Source organism: Proteus sp. NMG38-2 (assembly GCF_020640995.1).
Lineage (GTDB): Bacteria > Pseudomonadota > Gammaproteobacteria > Enterobacterales > Enterobacteriaceae > Proteus.
Window position 1 is genome coordinate 3,169,926 of the sequence record NZ_CP085481.1, and the last position, 18,619, is coordinate 3,188,544.

Annotated in this window: 14 protein-coding genes and 1 riboswitch; of the genes, 5 read left to right on the forward strand and 9 right to left on the reverse strand. The window is 38.3% G+C overall.

The window, feature by feature from the left end:
- Positions 1-55 precede the first annotated feature (55 nt).
- Positions 56-2,377: a cellulose biosynthesis cyclic di-GMP-binding regulatory protein BcsB gene (gene bcsB / locus LG402_RS15055; protein ID WP_227335849.1), complete on the forward strand. Its 2,322-nt coding sequence runs from the start codon at positions 56-58 to the stop codon at positions 2,375-2,377.
- 4 nt (positions 2,378-2,381) lie between these two features.
- Positions 2,382-5,690: a cellulose synthase complex outer membrane protein BcsC gene (gene bcsC, locus LG402_RS15060; RefSeq protein WP_227335850.1), complete on the forward strand. Its 3,309-nt coding sequence runs from the start codon at positions 2,382-2,384 to the stop codon at positions 5,688-5,690.
- Between the two features lie 81 nt (positions 5,691-5,771).
- On the opposite strand, the gene LG402_RS15065 is transcribed toward bcsC, so the two are convergent.
- From LG402_RS15065 to LG402_RS15075, 3 genes are read right to left on the reverse strand one after another with little or no spacing between them, the layout of a single operon-like run.
- Positions 5,772-6,185: a DUF6691 family protein gene (locus tag LG402_RS15065; RefSeq protein WP_227335851.1), complete on the reverse strand. Its 414-nt coding sequence runs from the start codon at positions 6,183-6,185 to the stop codon at positions 5,772-5,774.
- Positions 6,186-6,189: 4 nt separating this feature from the next.
- Positions 6,190-6,624, reverse strand: coding sequence for a YeeE/YedE family protein (locus LG402_RS15070; RefSeq protein WP_227335852.1), 435 nt, complete (start codon positions 6,622-6,624; stop codon positions 6,190-6,192).
- A 3-nt stretch (positions 6,625-6,627) separates the two neighbouring features.
- Positions 6,628-6,951, reverse strand: a complete 324-nt coding sequence (locus LG402_RS15075) for an ArsR/SmtB family transcription factor (RefSeq protein WP_036912417.1) — start codon at positions 6,949-6,951, stop codon at positions 6,628-6,630.
- A 105-nt stretch (positions 6,952-7,056) separates the two neighbouring features.
- Here LG402_RS15075 and LG402_RS15080 point away from each other — a divergent pair, with 105 nt between their 5' ends.
- Entirely contained in the window at positions 7,057-7,572 is a 516-nt protein-coding gene (locus tag LG402_RS15080) for a SprT family zinc-dependent metalloprotease (RefSeq protein WP_166540904.1), read from the forward strand.
- Between the two features lie 70 nt (positions 7,573-7,642).
- Here the strand turns inward: LG402_RS15080 and mgtE are convergent, their stop codons facing one another.
- The 4 genes from mgtE to hcp form a co-directional block, all read right to left on the reverse strand.
- Positions 7,643-8,716, reverse strand: coding sequence for a magnesium transporter (mgtE, locus tag LG402_RS15085; RefSeq protein ID WP_109407492.1), 1,074 nt, complete (start codon positions 8,714-8,716; stop codon positions 7,643-7,645).
- A gap of 76 nt (positions 8,717-8,792) precedes the next feature.
- A riboswitch (M-box (ykoK) riboswitch) is annotated at positions 8,793-8,964 on the reverse strand.
- Between the two features lie 216 nt (positions 8,965-9,180).
- Positions 9,181-9,516: a DUF6694 family lipoprotein gene (locus LG402_RS15090; RefSeq protein WP_166540905.1), complete on the reverse strand. Its 336-nt coding sequence runs from the start codon at positions 9,514-9,516 to the stop codon at positions 9,181-9,183.
- A 271-nt stretch (positions 9,517-9,787) separates the two neighbouring features.
- Complete coding sequence (gene hcr, locus LG402_RS15095; protein ID WP_166540906.1) at positions 9,788-10,792, reverse strand: NADH oxidoreductase; 1,005 nt, start codon at positions 10,790-10,792, stop codon at positions 9,788-9,790.
- A 57-nt stretch (positions 10,793-10,849) separates the two neighbouring features.
- Entirely contained in the window at positions 10,850-12,502 is a 1,653-nt protein-coding gene (hcp, locus tag LG402_RS15100) for a hydroxylamine reductase (protein WP_227335853.1), read from the reverse strand.
- 492 nt (positions 12,503-12,994) lie between these two features.
- Between hcp and LG402_RS15105 the strand changes: the two genes are divergently transcribed.
- Complete coding sequence (locus LG402_RS15105) at positions 12,995-14,476, forward strand: aldehyde dehydrogenase family protein (protein WP_166540907.1); 1,482 nt, start codon at positions 12,995-12,997, stop codon at positions 14,474-14,476.
- Positions 14,477-14,663: 187 nt separating this feature from the next.
- On the opposite strand, the gene LG402_RS15110 is transcribed toward LG402_RS15105, so the two are convergent.
- Positions 14,664-16,064 carry an alanine/glycine:cation symporter family protein gene (locus tag LG402_RS15110; protein ID WP_227335854.1) on the reverse strand — a complete coding sequence of 467 codons (1,401 nt, stop codon included), beginning with the start codon at positions 16,062-16,064 and terminating at the stop codon, positions 14,664-14,666.
- A gap of 196 nt (positions 16,065-16,260) precedes the next feature.
- Here LG402_RS15110 and clcA point away from each other — a divergent pair, with 196 nt between their 5' ends.
- On the forward strand, positions 16,261-17,682 hold the full coding sequence (gene clcA, locus LG402_RS15115) for a H(+)/Cl(-) exchange transporter ClcA (protein ID WP_227335855.1): 1,422 nt from the start codon (positions 16,261-16,263) through the stop codon (positions 17,680-17,682).
- A 69-nt stretch (positions 17,683-17,751) separates the two neighbouring features.
- Here clcA and tehB read toward each other — a convergent pair whose 3' ends face one another.
- Positions 17,752-18,606, reverse strand: a complete 855-nt coding sequence (gene tehB / locus LG402_RS15120) for an SAM-dependent methyltransferase TehB (RefSeq protein WP_227335856.1) — start codon at positions 18,604-18,606, stop codon at positions 17,752-17,754.
- Positions 18,607-18,619: the final 13 nt, after the last annotated feature.

The window sequence follows — 18,619 nt, forward strand, 5'->3', positions numbered from 1 at the left end:
AAACTCCGTTTTTTGGGAATTTATTAATAAACAATAAGATCATTGGGTAACAATAATGAAAAAACGTTTTCTCATACTTGCCTTATTTATGCTGACTTCTTCAGTTCATGGAGATGAAACGCAAGAAGTGCAAACGAATACTTCAGTGCCACCGGTCACAATAACTGAAGCAACATCTGAAATTATTTCTCAAGCAGAACCAGTAAATACACCATTGTCATCTGGTGATATAACACCTTCTGTACGTCAAAAAATACTGAAATTTGCAAATACAGCCCCTAGCTATGGCGCTATTCATTTAACCGGAGTCAGCCCAGATGGCTATTTAGAATTTGGTGTACGGAGTGATGAATATGTTTCAAAGGCGACCCTAGATTTAGAATTCACTCCTTCGCCGTCTTTACTCCCTGTCGAGTCTCATCTTAATGTCTATTTAAACGATGAAATGATGGGGGTTATTACTCTAAAACCAGAAGATTTAGGTAAGAAAAATCAGATTACCCTACCGATTGATCCACTTTTCATTCAAGATTTTAACCATATAAAACTCTCTTTTATTGGTCACTATCGTGAAATTTGTGAAAACCAAGCCAATACTACGCTTTGGCTTGACGTCAGTAAAAATAGTCAATTAAATCTGACCTTTCAGTCACTCCGTTTAAGTAATGAATTAGCGCATTTTCCTGAGCCATTCTTTGATAGTCGTGATTTCGGTTCAATAACTCTACCGATGGTTTTCAACCAATCACCTAACCTCACTCAACAAAAAGCGGCTGCAATACTCACCTCTTGGTTTGGTACTCAAGTCGATTGGCGTCAGCAAAATTATCCTGTGTATTACGATGCATTACCAAATCAACACAGTATTGTTTTTGCGACCAATAAACAAAAACCTGAATTTTTAAAACAGCATGCTGATGTTAATGCTCCCACTATCGAGATGCTGACACATCCAACAAATCCTTATATCAAATTACTTCTTATTATGGGACGTGATGATAATGATTTGATCACTGCTGTAAATGGCATCGCTCGTGGGCAAGTTATTTTTAGAGGAAATGTTGTCACTATCAATGAAGTAGAAAAGCTTATCCCTCGCGAGCCTTATGATGCACCCAAATGGGTACAATTAAATAAACCTATTTATTTTAATACGTTACAAGATTATGAAGGTCAACTGCAATCACGGGGATTAAAACCTAATCCGATTACGTTAAATATGACCTTACCACCTGATCTCTTTATGTTTAATAATACGGGATTACAAATGCAATTGCGTTATCGCTATACCGCACCTGCATTTCAAGATAATTCTCGCATGTCTATTTCAGTAAATGACCATTTTATTAAGTCCTATCCTCTCGAAAAAGATAAAAAAGACAATCTTGTCATTGCTTATTTACCGCTTATTCAAGGTTGGATTGAACATAAAAATTTATTGAATATCCCTGCAGTAAAATTAGGTGAACGTAACCAAATTACATTTGCATTTGATTACACTAATCCAATACCGGGAGGTTCAGCTGACCAGTGTATTACTTATCAACCCGTTCCAAACGCTGTTGCTATTGATGATTTATCCAGTTTTAATTTTACAGGTGATTATCGACATTATATTGCCTTACCTGATTTACGTGTTTACAGCCACGCAGGCTTCCCGTTTAGCCGTTATGCTGACCTTTCTGAAACACTAATTTTTGTCAATCAGCAACCGTCACCGACGCAGTTATCGACTCTTTTGATCTCTACAGGGAATATTGGTGCTCAAACAGGCTACCCAGCGCTTAATGTTTCACTAACTGATTCATTAGAAGAGCTGCAAAAAAGGGATGCCGACCTACTCCTCATTGGGACTATTCCACCCGCATTAAATAATGACAAACAGATGAACGTATTGATTGATAAGGCACGTAGTGAAATTACATTGCCTTCTCGTGAGATCAGTATATTTAGTCATACTAGCTATCAACCGACAGATAAACGTCCTGATAGTCGGATCTCATTGACCTCTAAGGGATCAATGGGCGCCATTATCGGATTCCAATCACCGTTCTTTTCACAACGTAGCGTAGTCGCGCTGTTAGCTGACAGTACCCAAGGTTACAAGCTATTAAATGAAGCTATCAGTGATAGCGGTAAACGTGATGCAATGCATGGCTCCGTGGTATTAGTCAGAGAATCTGGCGTTAATAGCTTACGTGTTGGTGATACATATTACGTAGGTTACTTACCTTGGTGGGAGGAAGTTTGGTATGTCTTTGCTTCTCACCCAATCTGGCTTGGTTTAGCGGCAATCATCGGTATTATTCTTGTCTCTCTTCTTATTTGGCGAGCAATGAAAATAAGAAGCCAACGTCGTTTAGCGGCTAAGGACTAAGGCTATGTGGCATTTTGGTCACTCGCATCGACAATCTATTATTGCTCTCTTTGTGCTGACAGGCTTCTTGCCTGTCACACAAGCCAGTGAAGAAACAACTGAAGCCTTTTTGCAAGAGCAAGTGAGATTAGGGACATCCACAGGAAATGAAGCTTTAGTGGCTCAATCGCTACATCGTTTATCTTTAATTAAACCCAATGATCCTAATATCCTATTAATGCAAATTCAGTTTGCTGTAAAACAGAAAGACAGTGCAAAAACACAACTGTTATTTACTCAATTAGGCACTCAATTTCCACAATCAGAGCAATATCAGCGTGCAATAAAAACGTTATCATTAACAACAGATGAAAATCGGCAAAAACTACAAAGAGCCCAGCTTTATCGCACCGCTGGGCGTTATGATGATGCCTTAACTTTATACGATGAAATCTATCGGGGAATGCCACCTGATGAAACCTTAGCACTAGAGTATATCCAAGTGCTAATGCAATCCTCACTCGAGGATAAAATAGAGCGACTCAATCATGTTTATCGTCAATACTCTCAAAATGCAAAAATAGCGAGTATTTATCAGCAACAAACAACGATGGCAACAACAAGTAGTATGGCAAGCATAAAGCCTAAATCTGATGTTTCGTCATTGCCTCTCGTTACATTGAAGCAAAAAGTACGCCAGCAGCCTGATAATGCTGATATTGTAGGTGCCTTGGGGATACGCTATTCTCGTGCTAATCAACGTGGTGCAGCAATTTATTATCTTTCTCAGGCGTTAAAATTAGCGCCAAATCATGATAATAGTGGTCAATGGCGAACAATGTTGCAGTCTAATCAATATTGGTATTTGCTTTCAAAAGCAGATGATGCCCTATTAAAACAAGATTATGAAACAGCTGAGCGCTATTTCAATCAACTTAATAAATTAAGCCCTTATGAAAGTGAACCTTATCTTGGCTTAGGTGATATCGCTGTCGCACAACGCCAATTGGAGATAGCGGAAAAACATTATTTACAGGCATTAAAATATCAACCCAACCATCCTGCCACTTTACATAGCTTAGCGAAGCTTTATCGCCAACAGTCCCATGAAAAGGCACAACAATTTATTTCCCATTTAACGCCAAGACAATATAAAAATTTAGCGGAAGATTATAGTTATATCATTTCTGGTATCAGACAAGATTTAGCTGCCGATGATGAGCATAAAGAGCAATATCTAAGTGCCATTGAAAAACGCAAGGCGATCGCTAAAGATTATCCTAATGATGTTTGGAATATTTATCGTCTTGCTGATGATTTATTAATGACACAACAAACCACTGTTGCCGAAGAATATTTTAATCAATTAAATCGTCGTCTCCCTAATGACGCATCTCGCCTTTATGCTTATGCGCTATACCTGAACAAAACAGGCCGAGAAACACAGGCTCTTGATACGCTAAAAATGATCCCTTTATCTCAACGTAGTGAAAGTATGAAAGCGTTAGATAGCCGATTACGTTCTGGTGAAATATTTGCACATGCTGAGTCTCTACGTGCAAAAGGACAAGAACAACAAGCCGTTGATTATCTTTTTGCTCATATTCCACCAGAGCAAAAAATACAGACTTATTTACTATTAGCCAATTGGGCTGAAGAACGAAATAACCTTGAACAAGCCTTAAGTTATTATCATACCGCACTCAATTTAGAGCCCAACAATGAAACTGCATTATTAGGCGCGACCGATATTGCCTTAGAGCAAGGGAAGAAAGCACAGGCAAAATATTATCTTGCTAAAATTGAAACCCTTTCACCCAACCAATTTAATAGCAATTCTCTTAGGCGCGTTGCTAATGCAGAAAAAGAGGTGGGTAATACAGAAAAAGCACAACATTACTTTGCGTATTTAACGCAACAAATCGAAAAAGAGCCGGATAGTACTGATGCATTAGTGTTACGCGATATTGCACGTTTTCAGCGTGATGGACAACACCGTCAACAAGCCCACTATTATTATCAACAAGCCATGATCAAAGACGGAATAACAGATAGATTGCCCAACGATAATATTGAATACACCACATTAATGCGTAATGACGAAAAAGATAATTGGTTATCTCGAAGCTTACGTGCCGATGCAGAATCACTCTATCGCCAGCAAGAATGGCGTTTTACACTGGAACATGATTATTGGGGCTCTAGTGGAAGTGAAGGCTATTCAAAATTACGTGCTCACACTACGATGTTACAACTTGATCATCCTGTTTATGATGGCCGTTTTTTTTGGCGGGCAGATTTAGTCAATCTCAACAGTGGTAAACTTGGCACATCACCTTATGACTCTAAATTTGGAACTTGTTACCGTACAGGCTGCTTTCCTCTAGAGCAAAAAGCCTTTGGTGTCAGTCCTGCAATTGGTTGGGAAAATGAACAATGGCAGTGGGATCTGGGTACAACACCATTAGGTTTTGAAGTGACTGACTGGGTTGGTAAAATTGCCTATAGTCATGATCTTTTTAATGTTGGTTGGACACTTGATATTCATCGTCGCCCGGTTAATAGCTCTTTACTTGCTTTTGGTGGGCAAAGAGATATTTGGACAAACCAAACGTGGGGGGGGGTAAGAAGAACCGGTATCCGTTTGAGTGGAAGTTATGATCTTGGTGGAAAAGACGGTTATTGGGGGGAGGTTTCTGTTGATAAACTCACTGGTAAAAACGTTGAAGATAATAGTAGTATCCGAGGTATGGGCGGCTACTATTACAAAGTTATCAATGAAAATAATCGTCGGGTTTCCGTAGGATTAAGTTCGATGCTTTGGCATTACGATAAAGATTTAAGTGGCTATACCTTAGGCCAAGGTGGTTATTATAGCCCTCAAAAATATGTTTCTTTGGGAATACCGATTAATTATCGTGAACGCACTGAAAACTGGTCTTGGGAATTATCAGGTTCTGTTTCTTGGTCCTACTCCCAAACTGATGACAGAAAACGCTATCCCTTACAAAATCTCGTCTCCGTCGATAAGTTTAATCGCTATATGAATGAACTTAGCCCCGAAGATCGAGAAGAAATGATGAAACTTTATTATCAAGAGCGCAATGCGGTTGATGAAGGTGACTCAGGTACTGGCGTTGGTTATACCGCAAGAGCATTAGTTGAACATCGCATTACACCGCATTGGTTTATCGGTGCAGCTATCGATATTCAACAAGCTAAAAACTATACCCCTAGCCATGCATTAATGTATTTACGTTATTCTTTTGATGGCTGGAACGGAGATTTAGATTTACCACCGAATCCGCTGATCCCTTACGCTGACTTTAAATAATGTTCAACTCGTCAGACACAAACGGGAAGCCTAGAGCTTCCCGTTTAATATTTCCACAAATATAGACAGATTACATTACCATTACGGTGCTTTACGCAAAAAACCGACTAACAACCAACCAGCAATCATGGCAAGAACAAATAAAATACCTTGATAAAATCCCGCACCCGCTAATACTAAACTTGGGCCTGGGCAAATCCCAGCTAATCCCCAGCCAATCCCAAATAACACACTTCCCAATACGAGAGGTTTATCAATAACCTTATTGGTTGGAATATTTAAAGGGCAGGCTAATATGCTTTGTTGTCTACGGCGTGTTAATTGGTAGCCAATAATACTGACAACAAGACCCACCCCCATGATTATCAATAAAGAAGGATCCCAGTTTCCTGTAATATCCAAAAATCCTAAGATTTTTTGCGGGTTACTCATCCCACCCACGATCAACCCTGCACTAAATAGAAGGCCACAAAGAAAAGCAACGAACTTTGTCATTTTATTAGCCTCCTATTACATGACGCTGAATATAAACAGTGATAAAAGCCGTCACCATAAACACTATCACAGCAACTATAGAACGACGCGATAATCGAGCTAATCCACAAATACCATGACCGCTAGTGCAACCATTACCTAAACGTGTACCGGCTCCCACCAGCACACCTGCAATAATCAACATCCAAGGCGATGTTTCAATCACTGGCGCTAAAGGTTTATCAAAAAAATAAAACAGTGTCGGGGCGATTAACATGCCAATTAAGAATGCCCAACGCCAACCATTACCCTGCTGTTTTGTTGATAAAATACCACCTAAAATTCCACTTATTCCTGCGATGCGACCATTAAATAACAATAAAATAGCGGCAGCCACACCTATCATTAGTCCACCTATTGCCGCACTTAAAGGCGTAAAGTGAACCCAATCTATATTCATAACTTAACCTGCTATAGGACAATAAAGCTGATAAAGCGTATTAAGAAGCACTAATACTTTTTCATCAGCAATAGAATAGAAGATACGTTTCCCATCACGACGAGTATTCACTAATCCTTCATTGCGTAAAACAGTCAGTTGTTGAGAAAGTGTTGGTTGACGTATACCTAAACTTTCTTCTAATTCACTCACACTTTTTTCGCCCTGACTTAATTGACACAATAATAAGAGGCGATCGCCATTCCCTAGCGTCTTAAGCATGCTAGACGCTTCATTAGCCGCCAATTTCATTGCATCTAATAAATCAGGTTGAACTCGTTGTGTCATGGTAAACTCCATAATCAATATACTTTTTAATAATATGTTAATTTATATATTGTGCAAGTTTTCTTTTTATTGCGTGTTTGTATAAGGCGCTATATGCTCTGTAACATGAAAACGGTAAGAGTCCCCATCGCCTTAGTGCAAAGCGTTATGCGAACACTGCGTGAAAAATTGCAGCAGGCTAATCTTTATCTTAATACAAATTACCCAGAACCTACTCTACATTATAATCAGAGAGGAACTATTGCAGGCAGTGCCTATTATGCAAATTGGGAAATCCGTATTAATCCTACATTATTGATTGAAAATAAACAGAATTTTATTGAGGAAGTTATTCCTCATGAACTGGCGCACTTATTAGTTAATCACCATTTCGGTCGCGTAGCACCTCATGGAAAAGAGTGGAAATGGATGATGGAAACAGTATTAGGCGTTTCGGCTAAACGTACCCATCATTTTGATGTTAGTACCGTTAAAGCCAAAACCTTTCGTTATGCTTGCCAATGTGAAGAAGAACATCAGCTTACAATTCGACGTCATAACAAGGTATTACGTGGTGAAACTCAATATCGTTGCCGTCATTGTCAGTCAATTTTGCAATTTAAAGAACACGAACTCGTGTAGATAAAAATAAAGCCGATGTGTTAGTTAAATCACATCGGCTTTATCTTGAAAATGAATATGTAGGATTGTCTTAGGCAAACTCGCTCATCACATGAGATGCAATTTCAAAGTAAATAATAAGACCTGTACCATCAATTAACGTTGCGATAAACGGTGCTGACACAACGGCTGGATCAATCCCTAAACGCTTTAATACCATTGGAATAACAGACGAAACAATTGCACTCCAAACGGTAATGGAAACAAGTGTTAATCCAACAACAATCATCACTTCCATTCCAACGCCTAAGAACCAAGCTCGTACAAAACCTGCGATCCCCATGGTTAACGCAACCATGATAGATGTTGTTATCTCTTTTCTTAAAACAGACCACACGTTGCGTAAGCTAACTTCACCTAACGCCATCGCACGAACAAGCGTTGAGGTAATTTGTGTTCCGCTATTTCCCCCAGTACCAATCAGTAATGGAATAAAGAATGCCAATGAAATAGCGGCTTCTAGTCTATCTTCAAAAGCATGTAATACCGTACTGGTATACGCTTCTGCCACAAACAGCATCAATAGCCATACAACACGTTTACGCCATAATGTTACTGGACTGGTTTCTAAATAAGGCTGCTCTAATGGTGACGTTGCCCCTTGCATCTGTGCATCAAGGGTATTTTCATCTTCAATCAATTCCGCAATATCTTGAGGACGTAACACACCCACTAATTTTCCAAAATGCATCACAGGCACACTGTCTAAACCGCTATGGCTAATCAATTGATACACATCATGTCGATTCTGTTCAGGTGATACAGAGAAAAAAGTTTGACGCATAACATCAGACACAAACAGATCATTTGCCGCGGTTAATAATGATTTAACAGGTAAAATTCCATTAAGATAATTATCTTTATCAACAACATAGAGATAGGTTGGAATTAATTCATCTTTTAAATCATTAACCAGTTGGGTTTTTACATTCTCAACTGAATCGGCAACAGAAACCGCAATATAAGACTGGCTCATATATGCGCTAACCGTTGTATCATCTTTTAAACGATTGTATTGATCTTGTGTTGAATTATTTTGTGGTGTGTTTAAGGATGCATCTGCAACTAAGACAGCATCCATTTTGTTTTGAGTATTGAAAGTCATTTTTGTGGTTCCCTATTACTGTTTGTGTTTAGCAAATCAGTTCTCCATAGGGGCGAAACCAGAAGCGAGAATGCAAAAGCTATCTACACGTCTCGGTTTTAGCACTATACAACGTATCCGATGAATACTGGAAGTTACATGGAGATATACCTTCGGTCGATATATCCTGTCCTAATCTTGGGCGTCTCTCGACGTCGTCAGATCAGTAACCTGTGTTTGTATAGGAGCCTCGCCTAACGAGATACTGCCATTTTCTTGCGAATGCGGCGCGCATTATAACCACTCACACTATAATGGAAAGCACGATAACGATTTTGTTTAAGTTCTATTGAAAATGACGCCAAGAATATTCATCATACAATTAAATAATATAATTCCATTTGGAACTAATATATAAAAAAGAAATAAACCGCTTCTACGAAAGTGAAAATCGCATAATCAGAGATAATCTGTTTATTAATTGATTATTTAAATGCTAATTTTTGCACTCTTATTTCTTCTGCCTGTAAAAATATCTCTTTTACTGTTTTACCATCTAATGATTGGCACATTTTGCGGGTGATCATATCGCCATTCTTATGACGCCCTGCAATCACTAAATCATTAAAATTAATATCATTAAGGATCGCTAATTCTATTGCTTCATCAAAACGCGCTTGCTCATCGAGGGGGAGAGAATTACGCATTTCAACAATTGACATACGTAATGACTCTACATTAGAGCCATCAAGGGTTTGTTGAGGTTTTTCACAGCCAGATAACATGACACTAAATAAACAAATAACTAACAACTTTTTCATATATCCCCCCTTACCCAATCAATGGTTTAAATAATAGCAGAATGTTTATAAGGAAACTCCACACTGATTAAAATATATTTTTATTAACTCTCCCATTTCAATATTCTTATTATTCTGAATAAATAAAAAGGGAGTTTAAATTAAAATAAAGGGGGGTATTTTCCAGATTAATGCCACATTTAATGGGAAGAATAGACATAAAAAACCCCGTTAATAAATTAACAGGGCAAAAAAATAGAAGAATAGAAGAATAGAGTTTAATAAAAAGCGATTATGCTAGCTCAACATCACCCTTTAAACGGCAACTACACGCTAACACGTAACCTTGCGCAATCTCTTCAGGCGTTAATGTACTGGTGCTGGAAACATCATAATCACCACTAACAATTCTCGTTTTACAACTGCCACAAACACCTGCACGACAAGCAGCAAAAACGGGTACTTTATTCTCTTCCATTGCCGTTAACAAAGTGACACCAACAGGAACTTTAATTTGCGATAATGGATGACGAATAGTCATGGTTAATTGTTCATTTTCATCAACGCAAACGGGTTCATCACCAAAACGTTCCATAAAGATATTCTCAGCAGGTACGCCAAGATTTCTTGCAAAACGTCCTGTATCTTCCATGTAACTATTTGGGCCACAACACATAACAGTGCGACTCGCAATATCAGGTACTAACGCAGCTAATTTTTCTTGAGAAATGCGACCACTAAATATCCCTTTATTGTCAGGTAATTTAGGCATCATAATAAAATTGAGATTATAGGGATACGCATTGGCTAATTCGATCCACTCTTTCTCAAAGATAAACTGGCTTTGCTCACGAATATTAAAAATAACAGTGATATCTGCTTTAGGTTGAGTATTTAGCAACCAGCGTGTCATCGACATCACAGGGGTAACACCACACCCTGCAGCTAACATTAAATAGCGAGCATCTTCTTTTCCTGCACAAGTAAACTCACCTTGGGCATCAGATAACCAAAGATAATCACCAGGTTTTACTTGTGATGTTAACCAACCTGACCCGATACCATTTTCTAAACGGCGGACAGTTAAAGTGACAAAAGGACTTAATCCTGGAGAAGATGAAATGGTATAAGCACGCATTGTTTCATCACTATTATTGATACTAACCAATGCAAATTGGCCTGGTTTGTATGAATAAAAGTCGTGATTAATTAAATTTAGTGTCCACACTTCAGGGGTTTCCTGAACAATTGAGTGAACCTGCATACGATTAGGACAAAGGGAACTTGGCATCGTCATGGATATTTATTCCTTACCGAAGCCCGTAGGCTTCGGCAATGATGATGAATTAAACGATTAAGCTGAAAGGATCTCTTTAAGATCTTGTTCTGGTGTAGTAATAGAGCGCATACCGAACTTCTCATTTAAGACCGCCAGCAGATTGTCTGTTAAGAACGCAGGTGCTGTAGGGCCGGTATAAATGTTTTTTACGCCTAATGAAAGCAGAGTTAATAAAATAACAATCGCTTTTTGCTCAAACCAAGACAAAATTAAGGACAATGGTAAATCATTGACACCACAACCTAATTTTTCAGCTAGATTAACTGCTAGCATAATCGCAGAGTAAGCATCGTTACACTGACCCACATCAAGTAAGCGTGGTAACCCTTCTAAAGTACCAAAATCTAATTTATTAAAGCGATATTTACCACACGCCAATGTCATAATTAAACAATCTTGTGGTATTTCTCTTGCTAAATCAGTGTAATAACTACGCTCACCACGGCTACCATCACAACCACCAACTAAGAAAACGTGACGTAATTTTTTCTGTGAAACTAAATCAATTACTGTATCAGCCGCATTTAATAGTGTTTCACGACCAAAACCAACCGTAATTAAATGCTCAATTTCGCTATATGGGAAACCTTCTAATGATTGAGCTTGTTCAATCATTTCAGAGAAATCATCACCTGTGATGTGTTTTACACCCGGCCAGCCAACAATACTACGAGTCCAAATACGATCACCGTAATTACCTACATTAGGATCAATAATACAGTTTGATGTCATTAGTACAGGGCCTGGGAATTTCGCAAATTCAATTTGCTGATTCTGCCAACCACTACCATAGTTACCCACTAAGTGTTTGTATTTTTTAAGTTCAGGGTAACCATGAGCAGGTAACATTTCACCATGGGTATAAATGTTGATGCCTTTACCTTCAGTTTGTTCAAGTAGCATTTGTAAATCTTTCAGGTCATGGCCTGAAATTAAAATAGCTTTACCTGCAACAGGACGAACGTTAACAGTAACCGGCGTTGGGTTGCCGTAAGCTTGAGTTTCGCCTTTATCAAGAATAGCCATAATGCGGAAGTTCATTTGGCCAATGCCCATCGCATTTTCTAACAACTCATTCATATCAGCAGGATCAGTACCTAACCACGCCATATAACGATGATATTCTGCATAAATTTCATTGTCATACTGACCTAAAACATGTGCGTGCTCCATATAAGCCGCAGCCCCTTTTAAGCCATACAAGCACAGCATACGTAATCCATGAAGATCATCACCAATCTGTGCTTTATCACCATTTAAGGCAAAAAGCTGGGCTTGTTTTTGTAAACTGTCTAAATCATTTCCAGCTAATTGAATTTCAGCTCTTGGATTAGTGACTTGAATCGCTGCATTTTTTGCTAAGGTACGAGATTTCAGACTTTCACGGAAATAGATAGCTTCTTTCGCATAGCCAACAATACGATAAGAATCAAAATTGACGTTAGTTAACGTAGAGAAAAAAGCGCGAGGCGCAAAGCTGTCTACATCATGATCAATAATATCAACACTACGTGCCGCTAATGCCCAGGCAGAAAGTCCTTCTAATACAGCAACCAGTAAATCTTGAAGATCTGAAGTTTCTGCTGTTTTACCACACATACCTTGCGCATAGGCACAACCATTACCTACAGGCGTTTTCATTGTTTGTTCACATTGCACACAATACATATCGTATTCCTTCTAATATAAGATAACGCTTTATTTTTATAAGTTGCATTTCATATGCAACATAAGAATACGCCATTTTTATCAGAGAGAAAGTGCAATATTGAACAATTTAAATGTTGTTTGATCTAACGCAATTTCTAGTGGATCTTTTAATATCTCTTTTTTTATCTATTGATTTCACATAAGTCTAAAGCCTGTTTTTTAAACAGTTTGCTTAATCGCATTACACCTTTGATGAGAAAATAAGAAAGAATATTGAAGAATAACTGATGGGTATTTTTTGTTTAATCATATAAAGACTGAGAGATGAAACGATTAAGTTAATTCATTTTTGTTAAATCAGTAATATTCATTACTATTTTTTATAGTTAATATCACCTATTGCATCAATAGCTAATCAAATTATTTCATTTGATATATGTTATTAGCACGAGTATTACGAAATGAAACTATAAGTTTAAATGATGCTCACCCCTACATTGGAGATTAAAAATGATTAAATTAAATAATGTTCCATCAGAATTTCGCCCTCTAGAAAGCTACAAAATGCTAATTGGAGGAGAATGGGTAACTAGCACATCGCAAAAAACAACTAAAACCTATAGCCCTGCAACTGGTGAATTATTAAGTGAATACCAATCAGGAAGTGCCGAAGACGTTGATCGTGCAGTCACTGCCGCACGTAAGGCATTCAAAACATGGAGTAAAACATCTCCAGCAGAGCGCCAAGCCCTCTTATTAAAAATTGCAGATCGCTTAGAGCAAGAACAAGAACGCTTTGCTTGGATTGAATCATTAGATAATGGTAAGCCACTCAATGAGTCGAAAAACATAGATTTACCAGCCTCTATTGACCATTTTCGATATTTTGCAGGCGTGATACGCTCTCATACCGATGAAAGTGCCATCCTAGACGAAAATACCATTAGCCTTGTTATTCGTGAACCCATTGGCGTAGTTGGACAAATTATTCCATGGAACTTCCCATTATTAATGGCAGCATGGAAATTGGCGCCGGCAATTGCCGCGGGTGATACTGTCGTAATTAACCCAGCAACACTGACTTCCCTTTCATTATTAGAGCTAGGTCGTATTTTAAATGAAATATTACCAGCTGGTGTAATTAATATTGTTACGGGACGTGGATCTGTTGTAGGACAAGCTATTTTAGAACACCAAGATATTGATAAACTGGCGTTTACAGGTTCTACCAATGTGGGTTATACCGTAGCAGAAGCTGCCGCGAAAAAAATGGTTCCAGCAACACTGGAGTTAGGCGGAAAATCAGCCAATATTGTTTTCCCTGATGCAAATATGAAAAAAGCGGTCAAATATTCAGCATTGGCAATATTAATGAACCAAGGACAAGCTTGTGAATCAGGTTCACGTCTGTTCTTGCACAAAGATATTCATGATGACTTTTTGAAAGCATTAAAAACTGAATTTGAGAGTATTCGTGTCGGTGATCCCCTTGATCCTAATACACAAATGGGCACACAAGTTAGCCAAGATCAAATGGATACTATCTTAGGCTACGTTGAACTCGCAAAAAAAGAAGGTGCTACTGTTTTAACTGGTGGTGAACGTATTACGGGTGAAGGTTACGATGATGGATTCTTTGTTCGCCCTACTATCATCATCAACGCAACTAACCAAATGCGCGTTGCACGAGAAGAAATTTTTGGACCGGTATTATGTGTTATTCCATTCGATAATGAAGATGAAGTGATCGAAATGGCAAATGATTCAGAATATGGACTCGGTGGTGGTGTTTGGACTCAAGATATTAACCGTGCCTTGCGTGTTGCAAAAGCAGTAAGAACTGGTCGTATGTGGGTTAACACTTATCATGAACTCCCCGCTCACGCACCATTTGGGGGTTACAAGAAATCAGGTTTAGGACGTGAAACACATAAAATGATGTTAGATGCTTATAGCCAAGTGAAAAACATCTTCATCAGTATGAAAGAATAAGATTTCTCTCTTTTCTAAATTCTTATAAATATAATATCTATACTCATCTCTTCGCCTTCTCCCCAGAAGGCTTTTTATTATCTGTAATTTCTCACACTTTAAGTTACCACCATAAAAAAACCGTATGCCAAACTCTAAATGCATACGGTTTTTTGTTGTGTTTTTTTAGCCAATAAGTAAGAACGAGTTACTCTGCTTCGGCTTCTTTTTTGTTTACTGAATGAGTTTCTTTATCTAACCCGATATTATCAGCATTAACATTTTTTATATGATCTTTTGTTAAGCGATAAACTACTGGGCTCAATAAGGCTAATGCAATTAAGTTAGGAATAGCCATCATTGCATTAAGTGTATCGGCTAATAACCATACAAACTCTAATGATTGTGTTGCCCCTACTGGTAATGCAATCAACCATGCAATACGAAATGGCATAATAGCTTTAGGTCCAAAAAGATATTGCACACATTTCTCACCGTAAAAACTCCAACCTAAAATAGTCGTAAATGCAAAGATAGCTAAAGCAATGGCCACAATATAGTTACCACCCGGAATAGCGATAGAGAATGATGCAGCAGTTAATGTCGCTCCACTTTGTCCTGTTAGCCATTGGCCAGTAATAACGATGGTTAATCCCGTAACAGAACAAACGATGATAGTATCAATAAATGTCCCCAACATCGCAATCAAACCTTGGCGAACAGGATTTTGTGTTTTTGCTGTTGCGTGTGCAATAGGCGCACTACCCAATCCCGCTTCGTTAGAGAAAACACCACGAGCTACACCAAAACGGATCGCTGCCCAAACGGCAGCACCAGCAAACCCACCTTGAGCAGCAACTGGGGTAAATGCTGATTTAACAATAAGGACAATAGCATCAGGAATAGCTGTCACGTTTAGCGCTAAAACAACAATACCAGCACCAAAATAACCGACAGTCATGATAGGAACTAATTTACCCGCAACATCGGCAATACGTTTGATCCCACCAATGAGTACCGCGCCAACTAAGACAACTAACACAATGGCTGTAATAGTAGTTGAAATGCCAAAATTACTTTGTAATACATCTGCGACTGAGTTAGCTTGCACTGTATTACCAATACCGAAACCAGCAAAACTACCAAAAATAGCAAAAACAGTACCTAACCAAACCCAATTTTTACCCAAACCATTTTTGATGTAATACATTGGGCCACCAACATAGTTCCCGTATTTATCAACTTCACGAAAACGTACCGCTAGTACAGCCTCAGAATACTTTGTTGCCATCCCCACTAATGCCGTCATCCACATCCAAAACAAAGCACCGGGGCCACCTAATACAACTGCCGTTGCAACACCAGCTATATTACCTGTTCCGATAGTTGCTGAAAGGGCCGTCATTAGTGCATTAAAGGGCGATATTTGTCCTTCGCCTCTTTTATCATTTTTTTCAAATAGAAGCTTAAATCCTGTACCTAATTTTCGAATAGGTAAGAAACCGAGCCGAAACTGCATAAAAAGACCAATACCTAGAATACCGACAAGCATCGGTACTCCCCACACCACGCCATTTATAGCGCTTAATATATTCGTGATGAAATCCATAAATTACCCTTTCTCGTCCAAAATGTTATATAAATATGTATTTTTTGTTATCAATTACACTAAAGATGAAAAAGTGAAAATATGCTAGAAAAAAAAACGACTAACTCTAAAATTGATTACGTTATGTGAGAAATATCACTTCAATACAAAATTACGCTATCATTATGTTCATTGTTACAATACATAAATCAAAGTTATGCATAACCGTAAATCTATCCAAAATAGCCAAAATGAACGACGTTTTAATTTATTCAGAAAAGCACAAGAAACCAATCTTGCGCCACTGAAAGTCCTGCTACTGTCTGCCATAGTCGGTTCGCTTGCTGGATTTGTGGGTGTTTTATTTGAAAAAAGCGTGAGCTGGGTAATAAACTTCAGGCAAGAAGAACTCGTCAAAACCTTCACCAACCCTTATGTTCTAGCGATTATTACATTGCTCTTTTCCTCTATTTTAGCCATGCTTGGTTACTATTTAGTGAAAAAATTCTCACCTGAATCAGGGGGATCTGGTATCCCTGAAATTGAAGGTGCAATGATAGATATTCGCCCTGTTCGTTGGTGGCGAGTATTACCAGTAAAATTTATTGCCAGTATTGGAACATTGGGCTCAGGCATGGTATTAGGTCGTGAAGGCCCAACGGTTCAATTGGGTGCCAATATTGGTCAATTAGTAAATGATATTTCTCGCTTAAAAGATAAAGAATCACGTCACACATTATTAGCAACCGGCGCCGCTGCCGGATTAACCGCAGCTTTCAATGCACCTCTTGCGGGTATTTTGTTTATTATTGAAGAGATGCGCCCTCAATTTAAATACAGCCTGATTTCAATTAAAGCGGTTTTTATTGGAGTAATTATGTCATGCATTGTCTTTCGCCTATTTAATGGTGAAGGCGGTGTTATTCATATCGGTAAATTTTCATCAGCCCCACTTAATACGCTTTGGTTATATTTAGTCTTAGGTATGTTATTCGGCGTTATTGGTGTCATTTTCAGTAAATTGCTTTTTTATGTTCAAACTCAATTCCAACATTTTTACCAAGATAAAACTTCACGTTTTGTTTTAACCGGCGGTATTATTGGTGGGCTTTGTGGCCTATTGGCACTAATTATTCCTGAAATTACGGGGGGTGGATTTAGCATTATTCCAACACTCAGTGCCGGACAATATTCTCTTATTGCACTGTTACTTTTCTTTATTTTACGAACTATCACATCTATTATCAGTTTTGCCTCAGGTGCTCCTGGCGGTATATTCGCCCCCACTCTGGCATTAGGTACGCTATTCGGTAGCGCTTTCGGATTAATGGCAACATTACTTTTCCCTGATTATCAAATTCAAATTGGTACGTTTGCTATTGCAGGAATGGGCGCTTTATTTGCCGCAACCGTAAGAGCACCACTGACAGGAATAGTTTTAGTCTTAGAAATGACTGATAATTATCAGCTTATCCTTCCAATGATAATCACCTGTTTAGGTGCAACAATGTTGGCTCAACTATTAGGTGGTCGCCCTATTTATACGGTTTTATTAGAACGAATATTGCAAAAGTCTGAGGCAAAAGAACAAACAAACCAAGCCGATGATATTAAAAGTGATAAATTACCACAACAATAAAACTCGCTTAAACAGACAAAAAAATACCCCAATTATTTGGGGTATCTAAAAAGAAACGATTGAACTTAACTATTTTTTACGGGCAATTAACGTCGCAAAATTCAAAGCAATACGATTACCATTGGCATCTGTTTTATGTAAATGCCCAGGGTTTTCATTATATTTAATAATTTCCCAGTCTTTATAGTAATCCGCTAATTCACCTTGACGTAAAAAGGTTTTAAAAGGAATTTCAGCAGGATCACTATTTGCTGTTTCAACCGGACAAACAATCACATTAATACCATTATTATTGGTACATTCTTGCATATTTTTAATAATGCTTTCGATGCGTTCACGTTGACAAAACATCAATACAACGGTTGAAATAATGATGTCATATTTTTCAGTCAGTGAAGCTTCATTTATATCGTATAAACCGCTTTTTACTGCCAAGCCCGTTTTAGCTTTAACGGATTCAATTGCATCAATATGAGAAACATTAATATCTAATGCGGTGACATCATACCCTTGAGACGCTAAATAGAAGCTATTGCGCCCACGCCCTGCACCTAAATCCAAAACCTTGCAAGGTTGAGTCAATGTTGCCATGTAACGAACTTCTGAGTGTGGTAGTGATAAGTCATTTTCTTTAAAAAGTTTATCTTCTGGCGCACATAAAAATGAAAGCTGACAACATACATCATCGCTCGCTTTATCAATCTTATGCCATTGTTGAGGCTGGATTAATGGGGGTTGATTTTCCGTATCACAATCCACCGAAATTTGTGAACCATCATCATTAAATACAACAAATGTCATATTACCTTGCAGGACTCGCATTTGAGCATAAGTGCCTTCCTTTGTATTGTGGCGTTCTAATAACGCCAAAGGAATTGATGTTCGTGTCCACTCTGGCATTGTTTTATAACTAACAAGTTCCATAATCCAACCTCAA